This window comes from Conexibacter sp. SYSU D00693, from assembly GCF_017084525.1.
In the GTDB taxonomy this organism is placed as follows: Bacteria; Actinomycetota; Thermoleophilia; order Solirubrobacterales; family Solirubrobacteraceae; genus Baekduia.
The window spans coordinates 4,181,167-4,196,215 of record NZ_CP070950.1; the positions used below are offsets into that span (position 1 = coordinate 4,181,167).

Annotated in this window: 15 protein-coding genes; 13 read left to right on the forward strand and 2 right to left on the reverse strand. The window is 73.8% G+C overall.

Translation table 11 applies throughout. The annotated features are described in order from the left end of the window. Window positions 1-44 precede the first annotated feature (44 nt). Entirely contained in the window at window positions 45-917 is an 873-nt protein-coding gene (locus JUB12_RS20635; protein ID WP_205697325.1) for an alpha/beta fold hydrolase, read from the forward strand. On the opposite strand, the gene JUB12_RS20640 is transcribed toward JUB12_RS20635, so the two are convergent. Then, entirely contained in the window at window positions 868-1,593 is a 726-nt protein-coding gene (locus JUB12_RS20640) for a glutathione S-transferase (protein ID WP_205697326.1), read from the reverse strand. The two genes, JUB12_RS20635 and JUB12_RS20640, sit on opposite strands and share 50 nt — an antisense overlap. Before the next feature lie 56 nt (window positions 1,594-1,649). Here JUB12_RS20640 and JUB12_RS20645 point away from each other — a divergent pair, with 56 nt between their 5' ends. The 11 genes from JUB12_RS20645 to radA all read left to right on the forward strand — a co-directional run bounded on the left by JUB12_RS20645 (window position 1,650) and on the right by radA (window position 12,949). Next, on the forward strand, window positions 1,650-2,417 hold the full coding sequence (locus JUB12_RS20645) for a type III pantothenate kinase (RefSeq protein WP_205697327.1): 768 nt from the start codon (window positions 1,650-1,652) through the stop codon (window positions 2,415-2,417). Between the two features lie 92 nt (window positions 2,418-2,509). Next, entirely contained in the window at window positions 2,510-2,857 is a 348-nt protein-coding gene (locus JUB12_RS20650) for a DUF192 domain-containing protein (protein ID WP_205697328.1), read from the forward strand. Window positions 2,858-2,860: 3 nt separating this feature from the next. Continuing rightward, complete coding sequence (locus JUB12_RS20655) at window positions 2,861-3,868, forward strand: tRNA-dihydrouridine synthase (protein ID WP_205697329.1); 1,008 nt, start codon at window positions 2,861-2,863, stop codon at window positions 3,866-3,868. A 45-nt stretch (window positions 3,869-3,913) separates the two neighbouring features. Then, window positions 3,914-4,393, forward strand: coding sequence for a transcription elongation factor GreA (greA, locus tag JUB12_RS20660; protein ID WP_205697330.1), 480 nt, complete (start codon window positions 3,914-3,916; stop codon window positions 4,391-4,393). 11 nt (window positions 4,394-4,404) lie between these two features. Beyond that, complete coding sequence (gene lysS / locus JUB12_RS20665; protein ID WP_305852572.1) at window positions 4,405-5,895, forward strand: lysine--tRNA ligase; 1,491 nt, start codon at window positions 4,405-4,407, stop codon at window positions 5,893-5,895. Window positions 5,896-6,152: 257 nt separating this feature from the next. Next, window positions 6,153-8,759 carry an ATP-dependent Clp protease ATP-binding subunit gene (locus JUB12_RS20670; RefSeq protein ID WP_241004336.1) on the forward strand — a complete coding sequence of 869 codons (2,607 nt, stop codon included), beginning with the start codon at window positions 6,153-6,155 and terminating at the stop codon, window positions 8,757-8,759. 129 nt (window positions 8,760-8,888) lie between these two features. Continuing rightward, window positions 8,889-9,281, forward strand: coding sequence for a cyclic nucleotide-binding domain-containing protein (locus tag JUB12_RS20675; RefSeq protein WP_205697331.1), 393 nt, complete (start codon window positions 8,889-8,891; stop codon window positions 9,279-9,281). Between the two features lie 42 nt (window positions 9,282-9,323). Beyond that, a complete protein-coding gene (locus JUB12_RS20680) occupies window positions 9,324-10,448 on the forward strand; it encodes a trypsin-like serine protease (RefSeq protein ID WP_205697332.1) in 1,125 nt (374 codons plus the stop codon). Window positions 10,449-10,567: 119 nt separating this feature from the next. Next, window positions 10,568-11,245 carry a cupin domain-containing protein gene (locus tag JUB12_RS20685; protein ID WP_205697333.1) on the forward strand — a complete coding sequence of 226 codons (678 nt, stop codon included), beginning with the start codon at window positions 10,568-10,570 and terminating at the stop codon, window positions 11,243-11,245. A gap of 33 nt (window positions 11,246-11,278) precedes the next feature. Continuing rightward, window positions 11,279-11,500, forward strand: coding sequence for a CDGSH iron-sulfur domain-containing protein (locus JUB12_RS20690; protein ID WP_205697334.1), 222 nt, complete (start codon window positions 11,279-11,281; stop codon window positions 11,498-11,500). Between the two features lie 57 nt (window positions 11,501-11,557). Then, window positions 11,558-12,949 (forward strand): DNA repair protein RadA, encoded by a 1,392-nt coding sequence (radA, locus tag JUB12_RS20695; protein WP_205697335.1) that lies wholly within the window; start codon window positions 11,558-11,560, stop codon window positions 12,947-12,949. A gap of 85 nt (window positions 12,950-13,034) precedes the next feature. On the opposite strand, the gene JUB12_RS20700 is transcribed toward radA, so the two are convergent. After that, complete coding sequence (locus JUB12_RS20700; RefSeq protein WP_205697336.1) at window positions 13,035-13,571, reverse strand: PadR family transcriptional regulator; 537 nt, start codon at window positions 13,569-13,571, stop codon at window positions 13,035-13,037. A 57-nt stretch (window positions 13,572-13,628) separates the two neighbouring features. Between JUB12_RS20700 and JUB12_RS20705 the strand changes: the two genes are divergently transcribed. Further along, window positions 13,629-15,044, forward strand: a complete 1,416-nt coding sequence (locus JUB12_RS20705; protein ID WP_205697337.1) for a carotenoid oxygenase family protein — start codon at window positions 13,629-13,631, stop codon at window positions 15,042-15,044. Window positions 15,045-15,049: the final 5 nt, after the last annotated feature.

Below are 15,049 nucleotides of genomic sequence, written 5' to 3' on the forward strand. Positions count from 1 at the left end.
TTGCGTACAGGCTGTACGGAAACGTAGACGACGCGGAGGACGCCATGCCGGAGATCACGCTGTCGCAGGGGACGCTCGAGTACGAGGACGAGGGCAGCGGCCCGCCCGTCGTCTTCGTGCACGGCTTCCTCGTCGACGAGACCCTGTGGGCCCCGACCGCCAAGGCGCTGGGCAGCCGGGCGCGGTGCATCCGCCCGACGCTGCCGCTCGGGTCGCACCGGCGGGCCATGGGCCCCGGCTTCGACGCCTCGCCGCGCGGCGTCGCCCGCCTCGTCCTCGAGCTGCTCGACGCGCTGGAGCTCGAGGACGTGACGCTCGTGGGCAACGACACCGGTGGCGCCATCTGCCAGTTCGTCCTCGACGAGGCGCCCGAGCGCGTGGCGCGGGTCGTCCTCACGGACTGCGACTGCTTCGACCGCTTCCCGCCGCCGCCGTTCAACCTGGTCTTCGCACTGCCCAGGGTGCCGGGCCTCATGGCGCTGACCGGCGCGGCCCTGAAGCTCGCGCCGGTGCGCCGCCTGGGCTTCGGGGTCCTCACGACGCACAAGGTCCCGGCGTCCCAGCTCGAGCGCTGGTGCCGGCCCCTGTCCCAGGACCGCGCGGTGCGCGACGAGACGGGGCGCTTCCTGTCCAACGTCGATCCGCAGGAGCTGCTCGACGTCGCGACGCGGCTGCCCCGCTACGAGGGACGGGTGCTGCTGGCCTGGGCGCCGGCCGACCGCTTCTTCCGCCTCGAGGACGGGCGCCGCCTGGCGGCGCTGTTCGGCGACAGCGAGCTGGTCGAGGTGCACGACGCGCGGACGTTCGTGCCACTCGACCAGCCCGAGGTGCTCGCTGACCTGATCGGCCGCGAGCTCGACCGCGCCGCTACGCGGTCTGCAGCAGCCCCGCGGGCGTCGAGCCCTGCAGCGGGCTGAACCACCGGTGCGCGAGGTCCGCCGCAGGGCGGCCCTCGAAGAGGGGCTGGACGTCCCCGATGGTGATGAGGAGCCGCAGCGTCGCGCCGATCTGGAAGTCCGCGGCGTTGGGCTCCTCGCCGCCGATGACGCCCTGGGCGATGAAGGCGTCGACCTGGTCGAGCTGGGCGGGCAGCGCGGCGAGGGCGTCGCGCACCGCATCGTCGGTCGCGTCGTTGAGCTTGCGCTCGATGCGCGTGGCGACCGGCGCGATCGCCCTGAGGACGGGCACCGGCATCGCCGGCAGCTTCCCACCCTCCTGGTAGCCCTTCATCGACGCCGGGCTCTTCTGGAAGGCGGGCCAGAGGAACGTGCGCGCGACGGGCTGCAGGACCTCGTCGCCCCAGCGCTCGGCCTGCTCGACCTCGCCGCGCTGCTCGGGCGAGTGGCCGTAGAGCGGCGGCTCGGGGCGCAGCTCCTCGAGGCGGCGCATGATCGCTCGCGAGCCCTGGACCTTCTCGCCGTCGTCGAAGCGGATCGCCGGCACCGTCCGGCCCGGGAACAGGCGCGGCATCACCGCTGCGTGCATCGGCGGCGGGAGCTCGACGGTGCGGTAGGGCAGGCCCTTGCGCTGGAGGGCCGCCTCGACCGCCGCGCAGGGGTGCGAGCCGTGGACCACGTAGAGCTTCGTCGCCATGGGCCGCGAGCCTAGTGGGGCACCACGGCGGGTGTCCCACCGCCTACGCTGCGGCCGTGCTCCTCGTGGTCGACGTCGGCAACACGCAGACCCACTTCGGCACGTGGGACGGCGAGCAGCTGGTCGAGCACTGGCGCTTCGCGACGGTGCGCACGTCGACCGCGGACGAGATCGGCGCGGCGCTGCGCAACCTGCTCGAGCTGCGCGGCGTGGGCATGGCCGACCTCGACGCGTCGATCGTGTCCTCCAGCGTCCCGCAGCTCGAGCCCGAGTGGGTCGAGATGGGCCGGCGCTACCTCGGCCACAAGACCTTGGCGGTGGGACCAGGGCTGCGCACCGGGATGCCGATCCGCATCGACAACCCGCGCGAGCTCGGCGCCGATCGCCTCGTCAACGCCGTCGCCGCGTTCGAGTTCCTCGGCGGGCCGTGCGTGAGCGTCGACTTCGGCACGGCGGTGAACTTCGACGTCGTCAGCGCCCAGGGGGAGTTCCTGGGCGGGGTGATCGCGCCCGGGGTCGAGGTGTCGCTCGAGGCCCTGACCAGCCGCGGCGCGAAGCTCCCCCGCATCGACCTGGCCGCGCCCCGCAGCGCAATCGGCAAGTCGTCGGTCGACGCGATCCGCTCCGGCGTGATCTACGGCTTCGCCGCGCAGGTCGACGGCGTCATGGAGCGCATCCAGGAGGAGCTCGGCGAGGAGGCGACGACGATCGCCACCGGCGGGCTCGCCAACCACATCGTCCCGCACTGCACGTCGATCGACTCGGTCGACGACCTGCTGACGCTCAAGGGGCTCAAGCTCCTGCACGAGCGCAACGGCGCGTAGGACGCACGCGCTTCGTCGCAGGACTGCCGCGAGGACGTTGCGGACCTGCACCGCCGCGCCCGACGCGGCGGGTGCCGGGGGAGGGTGGCCGCATGCCTCCGCGCCTGCGCCGCCTGCCCCACCGCTCCGCCGGGCCGTTCACGCTCGCCCTCGCGCGCACGCCCCGCGCGCGCCTGCTCGGGCTCGCCGGTCTGCGGGGCGTCCCGCCGGGGACCGCGCTCGTGCTCGGTGGCACGCGGTCGGTCCACACGTGCGGGATGCGCTTCGCCCTCGACCTCGTGTGGCTCGGACGGCGCGGCGAGCCGCTGCGCGTGGACGAGGGCGTGGGGCCGCGGCGGCTGCGGGCCTGCCGGGGCGCGCGGGCGGTGGCCGAGTGCCGCGCCGGCGAGGGGCGGGCGCTGGCGGCCACCCTGCGCGCGGGCGGCTCTACCCTGTCGTGACCGATGCCGTCGCTGACCGACACCTGGCGCCTGGGGCCGCTCGAGGTCCCCAACCGCGTCGTGCTCGCGCCCCTCGCGGGGATCGGGACGTGGTTCGTGCGCCTGCAGGCCAAGCGCTACGGCGCGGGCCTCGCCGTGTCGGAGATGGTCTCGAGCTTCGGCATCCACCACGGCAACCAGAAGACCGTGACGGAGATGCTGCGCCTGCACCCCGACGAGCACGTGGGCGGCCCGGTCGCCCTGCAGCTCTTCGGCCAGGACCCTGACGTCATGCGCTCGGCCGCCGCGTACGTCGCCGAGCACACCGCGGTCGACGTCATCGACCTCAACATGGGCTGCCCGGTCCCGAAGGTCTGCAAGACCGGCGCGGGCGCGGCGCTCATCAAGGACCCCGACACGGCGGTCGCCGTGGCCCGCGCGGCGCGCGAGGGCAGCGGCCTCCCGGTCACCGTGAAGCTGCGCTCGGGGCAGCGGCCCGGGGAGACCGACGGCTTCGGCCTCGCCCACCGCCTCGTCGACGAGGCGGGGGTGGCGGCGATCGGCTTCCACCCGCGCTCGGCGGCGGTCCACCACAAGGGCACGCCGGACTACGACCTCGCGGCGCAGCTCGTCGCCTCGCTGGGGGCGCCGGTGGTCCTCTCGGGCGGCCTGCGCAGCGCCGAGGCGGTCAAGGCGGCCTACGAGCACACCGGCGCGGACGCCGTGATGCTGGCCCGCGGCAGCCTCGGCAACCCGTGGCTGTTCGAGGAGGTCCTCGGCCGCCGCGCCGCCGCGCCGACGGTCGAGGAGGTCCTCGCCGAGCACGACTGGGTGATGGACCGGGCAGTGGAGCATCTCGGCCCTGAGCGGGCTGGGCGCTTCCTGCGCAAGTTCCACCCCTGGTACGTCGAGCGCCTCGGGCTCGACCCGGTGCAGGCCAAGGCGGTCAACGCCGCGCTGCAGCAGTCGAGCACCGTCGAGGAGGCCCGTGCCGCTCTGGCGCCGGTCCGGCCGACGGTGCTTGCGGCCTGAGCTATCCTCCCGCGCTCGCTGCAGCCGGAAGCAGCGACCCACACCATGCCTCGCGACGTCATCCTCACCCCCGAAGGCCTCCAGAAGCTCAAGGACGAGTTGGAGCACCTCCAGACCGAGAAGCGGCGCGAGGTGGCCGAGCGCATCAAGGACGCGCGCGAGTTCGGCGACATCTCCGAGAACTCGGAGTACGACGACGCCAAGAACGAGCAGATGATGGTCGAGGCCCGGATCGCCCAGCTCGAGGAGAAGATCCGCGCCGCGCAGGTCGTCGACGCCTCCGAGCTCTCCAAGGACGTCGTCGGCGTCGGGTCGGTCGTGTCGGTCAAGACCGAGGACGGGAAGTCCGACAAGTTCACGATCGTCGGCTCGGCCGAGGCCAACCCGGCCGAGAAGAAGCTCTCCAACGAGTCGCCCGTCGGCCGCGCCCTCATGGGCCACAAGCGCAACGAGACCGTCACGGTCCAGCTGCCCAACGGCAAGACGCGCGAGTTCAAGATCACGAAGATCGACGTCGGGCTCTAGCCCGGCAGGCCGTGAGCGACGACGCGCAGGCCGCAGCCGGCGGCGAGGAGGAGATCCTCGCGGCCCGGCGCGCCAAGCTCGAGCGCCTGCGCGCCGAGGGGCTCGACCCCTTCCCGCACGCGTTCCCGGGCGTCGAGGCGATCGCCGACGTCCGCGCCGCCCACGACGGCCTCGAGCCGGGCGCCGAGACGGCGTCCCGGCACCGGATCGCCGGGCGGCTGGCCGCCCGTCGCGGCCAGGGCAAGATGGCGTTCCTCGACCTCGTCGACCGCTCGGGCCGGATCCAGCTGCAGTCCCGCCTCGACGTGCTGGGCGAGGAGCTGCACGGGCGCCTGCTCGAGCTCGACCTGGGCGACCTCATCGGGGTCGACGGGACGGCGTTCATGTCCAAGCGCGGCGAGCTGAGCCTGCGCGTCGACGGCTTCGAGGTCCTGGCGAAGTCCCTGCGCCCGCCGCCCGACAAGTTCCACGGCCTCCAGGACGTGGAGACCCGCTTCCGGCGGCGCGAGCTCGACCTCATCGGCAACGAGGAGTCGCGCCACCTCTTCGTCGCCCGCGCGCGGATCATCGCCACGGTGCGCCGCTACCTCGACGACGCCGGCTTCGTCGAGGTCGAGACGCCGGTGCTGCAGCCGCTGTACGGCGGCGCCATGGCCCGCCCGTTCACGACGCACCACAACGCGCTGGACCGCGAGCTCTACCTGCGCATCGCGACCGAGCTGTACCTCAAGCGGTTGATCGTCGGCGGCCTGGAGCGCGTCTACGAGCTCGGCAAGGACTTCCGCAACGAGGGCATCTCCTACAAGCACAACCCCGAGTTCACGATGGTCGAGTTCTACGAGGCCTATGCGGACTACGAGGACATGATGCGCCGGGTCGAGGAGCTCCTGCCGCGGGTGGCCGCCGCGACGGCGGAGGTGCTCGGCAGCGCCCGCGACGACCTCGACTTCACGCCGCCCTACCGGCGCGTGTCGCTCGGCGACGCCATCGCCGAGGCCACGGGGATCGACATCTACGCCGTGCGTGACCGCGACGCCCTCGAGGCCGCGATCCGCGAGCGGGCGATCGACATCCCCACGGCCGACCTCACCTGGCCCCAGCTCGTCGACGACCTCTTCTCGAAGGTGGTCGAGCCCACCCTGCAGCAGCCCACCTTCGTCGTGGACTACCCGAAGGAGCTCTCGCCCTTCGCCAAGGACCACCGCTCCGAGCCGGGGCTGGTGGAGCGCTTCGAGGCCTTCGCGGGCGGCATGGAGGTGGCCAACGCCTTCACCGAGCTCAACGACCCCGACGAGCAGCGCGCCCGCTTCGAGGCGCAGGTCCGGTTCGCCGCCGAGGGCGACGAGGAGGCCCAGCCCTACGACGAGGTCTTCGTCGAGGCCCTCGAGCACGGCATGCCGCCCACGGGCGGGATCGGCATCGGCATCGACCGCCTGGTCATGCTCCTCACCGGCCGGCGGTCGATCCGCGAGGTCGTGCTCTTCCCCGCGATGCGGGACTGAGCGCGCCCGCGCGTCGAAGCCGCTTCGACAGCTCGTCGGAACCTCCTCCAAGGCCCCCGGCGGGGTCCAGGCCCGTTGGTAGACTGCCCCATGGCCGCCGAACGGAGCCTGGTCCCCCTCAGCAATCGACCCCGAACGGTCGATGAGGTGGGTGGACCGGGTAGGTCGGTGACCCCGTACCCACCCCGTCACCAAGTCCAGACCACCACCTGACCCACGCCCTCGGGCGACGCCCAAGCAGGAAGGACTTACGCCACATGTTCGAGCGATTCACGGAGCGAGCCCGCCAGGTGGTCGTTCTCGCGCAGGAGGAAGCGCGGACGCTCAAGCACAACTACATCGGGACCGAGCACATCCTCCTCGGCCTCCTTCGGGAGGAGGAGGGGCTTGCCGCTCGCGTCCTGGAGAGCCTCGACATCACGGTCGAGCGCGTCCGCGCGCAGGTCGTCCGGATCGTCGGCTCCGGCGAGGAGGTGACCTCGGGCCAGATCCCGTTCACCCCCCGCGCCAAGAAGGTCCTGGAGCTCGCGCTGCGTGAGGCGCTGAGCCTGGGCCACAACTACATCGGCACCGAGCACATCCTGCTCGGCCTCGTGCGCGAGAACGAGGGCGTGGCCGCACGCATCCTCCTCGACTTCGACGCGGACTCCGAGAAGATCCGCAACGAGGTCATCCGGATGCTGTCCGGTCCCGGCGGCCGCCGTTCGGGCTCCGGCTCGGGCGCCGGCACCCAGGGCTCCGGTGCCGCCCAGGGCGAGGGCAAGAAGTCCTCGAAGCTCCTGGACCAGTTCGGCCGCAACCTCACGAAGCTCGCCTCCGACGGCAAGCTCGACCCCGTCGTCGGTCGCGAGACCGAGATCGAGCGGATCATGCAGATCCTCTCGCGGCGCACGAAGAACAACCCGGTCCTCATCGGTGAGCCCGGCGTCGGCAAGACCGCCGTCGTCGAGGGCCTCGCCCAGCGGATCACCGCCGCCGACGTGCCGGAGCTGCTGAAGGGCAAGCAGATCTACACGCTGGACCTGGCCGCCCTCGTCGCGGGCTCGAAGTACCGCGGCGAGTTCGAGGAGCGCCTCAAGAAGGTGATGAAGGAGATCACCCAGCGCGGCGACATCATCCTGTTCATCGACGAGATCCACAACCTCGTCGGGGCGGGTGCCGCCGAGGGCGCGATCGACGCCGCGTCGATCCTCAAGCCGGCCCTGGCGCGCGGTGAGCTGCAGACCGTCGGCGCGACGACGCTCGACGAGTACCGCAAGTACCTCGAGCGCGACTCCGCGCTGGAGCGCCGCTTCCAGCAGATCCGCGTGGAGCAGCCCTCCGTGGACGAGACCGTGCAGATCCTCAAGGGCCTGCGCGACCGCTACGAGGAGCACCACAAGATCGAGATCACCGACGAGTCGCTCGAGGCGGCCGCGGAGCTCGCCGACCGCTACATCTCCGACCGGCAGCTGCCGGACAAGGCGATCGACCTCATCGACGAGGCCGCGTCGCGCATGCGCATCAAGTCGATGACCTCCCCGCCCGTCTACCGGGAGCTCGAGGAGGAGATCGAGACGACGCGCCGCGCGAAGGAGAACGCGATCGAGGCGCAGGAGTTCGAGAAGGCGGCCAACCTCCGCGACAAGGAGCGGCGCCTGACGAACAAGAAGCGCGAGCTCGAGGAGCAGTGGGAGTCCGGCGAGGCCGAGGGCGCTGAGCGTCCGGCCATCGGCGAGGAGGAGATCGCCGACATCGTCTCGATGTGGACCGGCATCCCGGTGTTCAAGCTCACCGAGGCCGAGACGCAGAAGCTGATGCGCATGGAGGACGAGCTCCACAAGCGCGTCATCGGGCAGCACGCCGCGGTGGAGGTCATCTCGAAGGCCATCCGTCGCTCCCGTGCCGGCCTGAAGGACCCGAAGCGCCCGACCGGCTCGTTCGTCTTCCTCGGCCCGTCGGGCGTGGGCAAGACCGAGCTGGCCCGCACGCTCGCCGAGTTCCTGTTCGGCGACGAGGACTCGATGATCCGCATCGACATGTCCGAGTACATGGAGAAGCACGCGGTCTCGCGCCTCGTGGGCTCGCCCCCCGGCTACATCGGCTACGACGAGGGCGGCCAGCTGACCGAGGCCGTGCGGCGCAAGCCGTACTCGGTGCTCCTGCTCGACGAGATCGAGAAGGCCCACCCGGATGTGTTCAACATCCTCCTCCAGATCCTGGAGGACGGGCGCCTGACCGACTCGCAGGGCCGGACGGTCGACTTCCGTCACGCCATCGTGATCATGACCTCGAACATCGGGGCCTCGGAGATCGCCCGCAACACCCCGCTGGGCTTCTCCGTCGGCGACGAGGACCAGGGCATGACCTACGACGACATGAAGTCGCGCGTCATGGGCGAGCTCAAGAAGGTCTTCCGGCCGGAGTTCCTCAACCGCATCGACGACGTCATCGTCTTCCACAAGCTGCAGAAGGACGAGATCAAGACGATCGTCGAGCTCCTGCTGCAGCGCATCCGGGAGTCGCTGGCCGAGCGTGAGCTGCAGCTCGAGCTCACCGACGACGCCAAGGACCTCCTGGTCGACAAGGGCTGGGACCCGGCGATGGGCGCCCGCCCGCTGCGCCGGGCGATCCAGCGCTACATCGAGGACCCGCTCGCGGACTTCGTCCTGCGCGCGGAGCTCATGCCGGGTGGCACGGTCATGGTCGACCGCGCGCCGGAGGGCGAGGAGCCCGAGGTGACGCTGTCGGTCGTCGCGCCGGAGAAGGTGCCGGCCGCGGTCGGCGCCCGCTCGGAGGACGAGTCCTCGGAGTCCTCGCCGGAGGAGCAGGTGCTGCCGGGTGAGCCCGACCAGCCGCGCTCCGAGGGCGGCGACGTCGAGTAGCGCGTCGCGCACACCACTGATGTGATCGAGGGGCGGCCTGCGGGCCGCCCCTCGTGGTGCACCACCCCTCGGTGCGATGCGTCACGCGGGCGTTGCATGCCCCGGCGCGTTTGGGGCAGGATGGGCGCCGTGGACGCCTCCCGCCTGAAGAGCATCTCCGTCTTCGCCGACCTGTCGGACGAGGACCTGAGCCACATCGCCGCGCTGGCCGCGGAGGTGTCGGTGCCCGAGGGCAAGGAGCTGGTCCGCGAGGGGGACTACTCCTACGACGTGCTGGCCATCGAGGAGGGCACCGCCCGCGTGGAGCGCGGGGGCGAGACCATCGCGGAGCTCGGCGCGGGCGACGTCATCGGCGAGATGGGCGTCCTCGAGCGCTCCCAGCGCTCCGCCACGGTCATCGCGACGTCGCCCATGCGGCTCGTCACGCTCACGTCGTGGGACGTGCGCAAGCTGCGCAAGAACTCCCCCGAGGCCGTCGAGCACCTGCGCCAGCTCGTCGAGCGCCGGCGCGACCACGCCTAGCGCCTCACGGTCGCCTCAGACGGGGAGGGCAGGATGTGCGGCGTGCTGCTGCGCCCGCGCTCGTGCCTCGTCCTCGCCTGCCTGGTCCTCGCCGCGCTGCCGGCCCCGGCGTCGGCCGTCTTCGGCGGGCGCGTGGCCGCGCCCGGGGAGGCGCCGTGGGCCGCGACGCTCGTCAGCCCCGGCCGGCCGGTCGTGGCCGGGGAGCGCTGCAGCGGGGCGGTCATCGCGCGCGACCGGGTGCTCACCGCGGCACACTGTGTCCTGGGCACCGCGCCGGGGTCGCTGCGCGTGCTCGTGGGAGAGGGGCGGCTGACGGCGCTCGCGACGGCCGACGCGCGGCGCGCTCGGGCGGTCTGGTTCCCGCCGTCCTTCCGCGAGCTGCCCTCGCCGAGGTTCCCGGACTCGCCGTCGGCGAGCGCCTCGGTCGACGACGTGGCGCTCGTCCTGCTCGCGACGCCCCTGCCGGCCGGCACGCCGGTCGCGCCGCTGGCCGAGGCCGAGCCGGCCGTCGGCGCCGCCTCGCGGACGTTCGGCCACGGCTCGACCGGGACGGGCGAGGGCGGCGGCCCGAGCGACGACCTCAAGGTGGCCGAGCAGGTGGTCCTCGGCGCCGAGGACTGCCGGCGCGACCACCCGCAGCTCCTGCGCCCTGCCGACCACCTGTGCACGCTGGCCGCGTCGCGCGCGCAGAGCTGCGGCGGCGACAGCGGCGGGCCGGTCGTCGTCGACGGCCGGGTCGCCGCCGTCGTGACGTGGGGCGGCGAGACGCAGGGGCGCGGGTGCGGCGAGGGGCTCGCCGACGTGGGCGAGCGGCTGCTCGAGCACCGGTCGGCGCTGCTGGCGCCGTCGCCGCCGGCGGCGCCGTGGTCGCGGCGGGCGCCGCGCATCACCGTCCGCGACGGCGTCGCGACGTGCCGGCGCGGGGCGTGGGGCGGCGGGGACGCCCGGTTCTCCTACGCGTGGGTCCGTCCCGAGCGGTTCGTCGCCGTCGAGCGCACGCCGGGCGGCGCGGTCAAGCGGGTGCGGCGCATCCCCGAGCGCCGGGTCGCCTCCGGCCCCCGGCTGCGCGTCCCGTCCAGCCGGCGGGTGTGCGTCGTGACGGCGCGGGGCGCCGGCGGCTGGGCCGTCGCACGGTCGTCCAACGCCGTGCCGGCCGGACGCGGATGAGGGAGGCGCCTGGGCTCGGGTGAGGGAGGCGGCTCCGGGTCACCCCGAGAGGCAGCCGCACCCCGGGACTGGGGAAGGCCCCGATGACCCGGAATCCGGCCCTGGGGAGGATGCTGTCCATGGCCACGGCCGGCGACGTCTTCCACAACCCCACCACCGGTGAGCGCGTCACCGTCCTGCTCGGCGCCGACGACACCGACGGCCGCTACCTGGCCGCGAGCATGGCCGTCCCGCCCGGCGACTGCCGGCTGGGCGAGCACCTGCACCCGGGGCTGGTCGAGGCCTTCGAGGTCCGCCGCGGCCGCCTGACGTTCTCGCTCGACGGCGAGGAGCGGATCGCGCGGCCCGGGGAGCGGATCGTCGTCCCGCGCGGCGCCCGCCACGACTACTGGAACGACGGGCCGCAGGACGCGGAGATCCTGCTCGAGGTGTGGCCCGCCAAGCGCTTCGAGCAGCTCGTCGGGACGCTGATGGGCCTCGCCCGCGAGGGGCTCGTCGACGAGCACGGCTCGCCGGATCCGCTGCAGGCCGCCGTCACCGCCCGCGAGTTCCGGCGCGAGCTGGTCCTCTGCTCGCCGCCGCGCTGGCTGCAGCGGGTCGTCAACCCGGTCCTGGCCGCCATCGGCCGGCTCTGCGGGATGAAGGGCTCCTACGCCCGCCACGCGGTGCCGGTCGACCGCGTCACCGTCGAGCACTGGGACGAGCGCCCGGAGCCGGCCGCCGGCGAGCAGGCCGTCGCGGCGGTGCTCGGCCCGGTCCCGGTCGTGTCGGCCGGCGGCGGTCCCGCCGTCGTCTAGCCGCGCCCCCGCCGCCCGTGCTTGCATGGGCACATGGCCGACGGCGCGCCCCTCGTCGAGATCAAGGTCCGCGACGACGGGCCCTACAAGGTCACGGGCCCGGTGCGCCTCGTCGACCCCGACGGCGGCACGTGGGAGGTCCCGCCCGGGGAGTCCATCGTGCTGTGCCGCTGCGGCGCCTCGCAGACCAAGCCGTTCTGCGACCGCTCGCACCGCGAAGCAGGCTTCTCCAGCTGCGAGCGCGCGCCTTCGTGACGCCTTCGTGACGGGACACGATCGCGTCCGGGACGGCACCTACCGTCCACGGGCCCGATGCCCCGCCCCGCCACGCACTTCGTCTGCTCGGACTGCGGCGCGAGCCACGCCAAGTGGTTCGGCCAGTGCCCCTCGTGCAGCGCCTGGGGGACGCTGGTCGAGGAGCGCGCACCGGCGGCGGCGGGCAAGGGCGGGCGGTCGCGTGCCGGCGCGGGCGGTGGCGGCGCCGGCGGTGCGCCGGCGCCCAAGCCCCAGCGCCTGCGCGACGTCCGTGCGGAGGCGGCCGACCGGCTGCGGACCGGCATCGGCGAGCTCGACCGCGTGCTGGGCGGCGGGCTCGTGCCGGGCTCCCTCGTCCTGCTCGGCGGCTCGCCGGGCATCGGCAAGTCGACGCTCACCGGCATGGCCCTCGGTGACCTCGTCGGCGCGGGGCGCTCGGTGCTCTACGTCTCGGGTGAGGAGTCGGCGGCGCAGATCCGCCTGCGCCACGAGCGGCTGGAGGCCGCAGACCGCCGGGCGCTCGACGTCCCGGTGCTCGCGGAGACCGACCTCGACGCCGTCCTCGCGGCGATCGAGGCCGAGCGGCCCGACGTCTGCGTCGTCGACTCGGTGCAGACCCTCCACGCCGCGGAGCTCACCGGCGCCCCGGGCTCGGTGGGCCAGGTGCGCGAGGTCGCGGCGCGCGTCATGGAGGTGGCCAAGCGCGCCGGCACGGCCGTGGTCCTCGTCGGCCACGTGACCAAGGAGGGCGCGATCGCCGGCCCGCGCGTCCTCGAGCACCTCGTCGACTGCGTCCTGCAGTTCGAGGGCGAGAAGGAGCGCACGTACCGCACGCTGCGGGCGTTGAAGAACCGCTTCGGCTCCACGTCGGAGACCGGCGTGTTCGAGATGCGCCAGGGCGGTCTTGTCGAGGTCCTCGACCCGAGCGCCCGCTTCGTCGGCGAGGCGACGGGCAAGCCCGGCAGCGTGGTGCTCGCCGCCATGGAGGGCTCCCGCCCGCTGCTCGTGGAGGTGCAGGCCCTCGTCTCGCAGTCCGAGCTCGTGCCGCCGCGGCGCGTCTGCACCGGCATCGACCGCAACCGCCTCGCGATGGTCCTCGCCGTCCTCGCCCGCCACGCGGGCGTCGGGGTCGGCCAGGCCGACGTCTTCGTCAACGTGGTCGGCGGCGTGCGCGTCGACGAGCCGGGCGCCGACCTCGCCGTCGCCCTCGCCGTCGCGAGCGCCGCCCGCGGGGTGGCCCTCGGCGCGCCGGACAAGCCGCTCGCCGCCTTCGGCGAGGTCGGGCTCACCGGCGAGCTGCGCACCGTCGCGCATCCCGACCGCCGCCTCGAGGAGTCCGCGAAGTTCGGCCTCGCCCGGGTCGTCTCGCCCGCCTCTGCGACGTCGCTGCGCCAGGCGGTGCGGCTGGCGCTCGGCGCGCCCGAGCGACACGAGCGGGCCGCGGCCTAGCGTGAGGAGGTGTGTGACGTTCGAGGTCTTGGGGACCTCGGACGTCACAGACCTCGCCCGGAGCCCCGCCGAGACCCGCTGCGCCTTACCCCTCGACCGGCCCCGACCCCGCCGCCAGCCGCTCCCAGAAGGCGATCCACGCCTCCTGCATCGCGATGCCGGCGTCGAGCGTGTGCAGCGGCCCGGTGGCGTTGGGGAGTCCGCGGACGCGGTCGCGGATCGCGGTGAGGGTCGCGAGGCGCTCGCGGTGGGCCTCGACCTGGCGGACGGCGACGTCCGTGGGGTCGGCGCCGAAGAACACCTTCAGCAGCGCCGGCTCGCGCAGCTCGCCGCGGGGCAGGTCGGCGCCGGCGAGCCAGGCGTCGAGGGCCGCGACCCCCTCGTCGGTGATCCGGTAGTGCTTGCGGCGCCGGCCCCGCTCCTCCTGGCGCACGGTGGCGAGGCCGCGGGCGACGAGGCGGTCGGGCTCGGCGTAGAGCTGGGAGTGGGGGACCGCCCAGAAGAAGCCGACGGAGCCCGCGTGGGTGGCCTTGAGCTCGTAGGGCGTCGCCTCGCCGGCGAAGCGCAGGAGGCCGAGGACGATGTACGAGGTCGGCGTGAGCCCGGGGTGCGGCATTGACATGCTCCGATCAGGACGGTACGACTCGGGCACGTCACACCGGCACCGAGGGGACGCACGATGACAGCGACGGCGACGAAGGGCGCTGTCCTGGGCTTCCAGGACGCCGACGCGGAGGTCACTCCGACCGAGCTGGCGGTCGAGGGCGAGCTGCCGCCCTGGCTGCGCGGCAGCCTGCTGCGGACCGGTCCGGCGCGCTGGGACGTCGGCGGACGACCGGTCAACCACTGGTTCGACGGGCTCGCCAAGCTGCACCGCTTCGCCTTCGCCGACGGGCGCGTCGACTACGCGTCGCGCTTCCTGCGCAGCCGGGCCTTCGAGGCGGCGCAGGCCGAGGGCCGCATCGCCTTCCGCGAGTTCGCGACCGACCCGTGCCGCAGCGCGTTCAAGCGCGTCACCACGCTCTTCGACCCCGCGAAGGACTTCAGCGACAACGGCGCGGTGAACGTCATGGCGCTCGGTGACCGCTGGCAGGCGCTGACCGAGACGCCGATGCCGGTGGCCTTCGACCCCGACACGCTCGAGACGCTCGGGGTCGGCCAGCCGCCGCCGGCCGGCCACCACACCACCGCGCACCCGCACGCCGACGGCGACGAGCTCTGGGGTCACGGCGTGCACTTCGGCCCGCGCTCGAGCTACGTCGTCTACGCCCAGCGGCCCGGCGGCGACCAGCGCGTCGTGGGGCGCCTGCCGGTCCGCCGCCCCGCCTACCACCACGCGTTCTCGCTCACCCCGCGCCGCGCCGTCCTCGCCGAGGGGCCGTTCACCGTCGACCCGCTGCGCCTCGCGCTCGGCGGACGCTCGTTCGCGGCCTCCTTCGCCTGGGACGGCGCCCACCCAAGCCGCTTCCTCGCGGTCGACCGTGCCACGGGCCGGCCCGCCGGGACGTGGGAGGCCGAGCCGTTCTTCTGCTTCCACCACGTCAACGCCTTCGAGGACGGCGAGGACCTCGTCGTCGACCTCCTGGCCTACGACGACGCCGCGATCGTCGAGGCGCTGGCGCTCGAGCGCCTGCGCGCGGGCCAGGCGCCGCCCACGCCGCAGCTGCGCCGCTACCGCCTGCGCCCCGGCGAGGACACCGCCACCGGCGAGCCGCTCGCCGAGGTCCGCTTCGAGCTGCCCGTCATCGACTACGGCCGCGTCAACGGCCGGCCCTACCGCCACGTCTGGGGCGTCGGGGCCTCCGAGCGGTCCGGGTGGTTCGACCGCATCGTCCACACCGACGTGACCACCGGCGAGCAGCGCGCATGGCACGAGCCCGGGCTGCACCCCGGCGAGCCCGTCCTCGCCCCACGCCCCGGGGCGACGAGCGAGGACGACGGCGTCCTGCTCACCGTCGCGCTCGAGCCCGCGGCGGGCACCTCCGCGCTGGTCGTCCTCGACGCCGCGACGCTCGAGGAGCGCGCCCGCGCGCGGGTCCCGCACCACATCCCGTTCGGCTTCCACGGGCAGTTCGCCCGCCGGGAGGACCGCTAGGACGG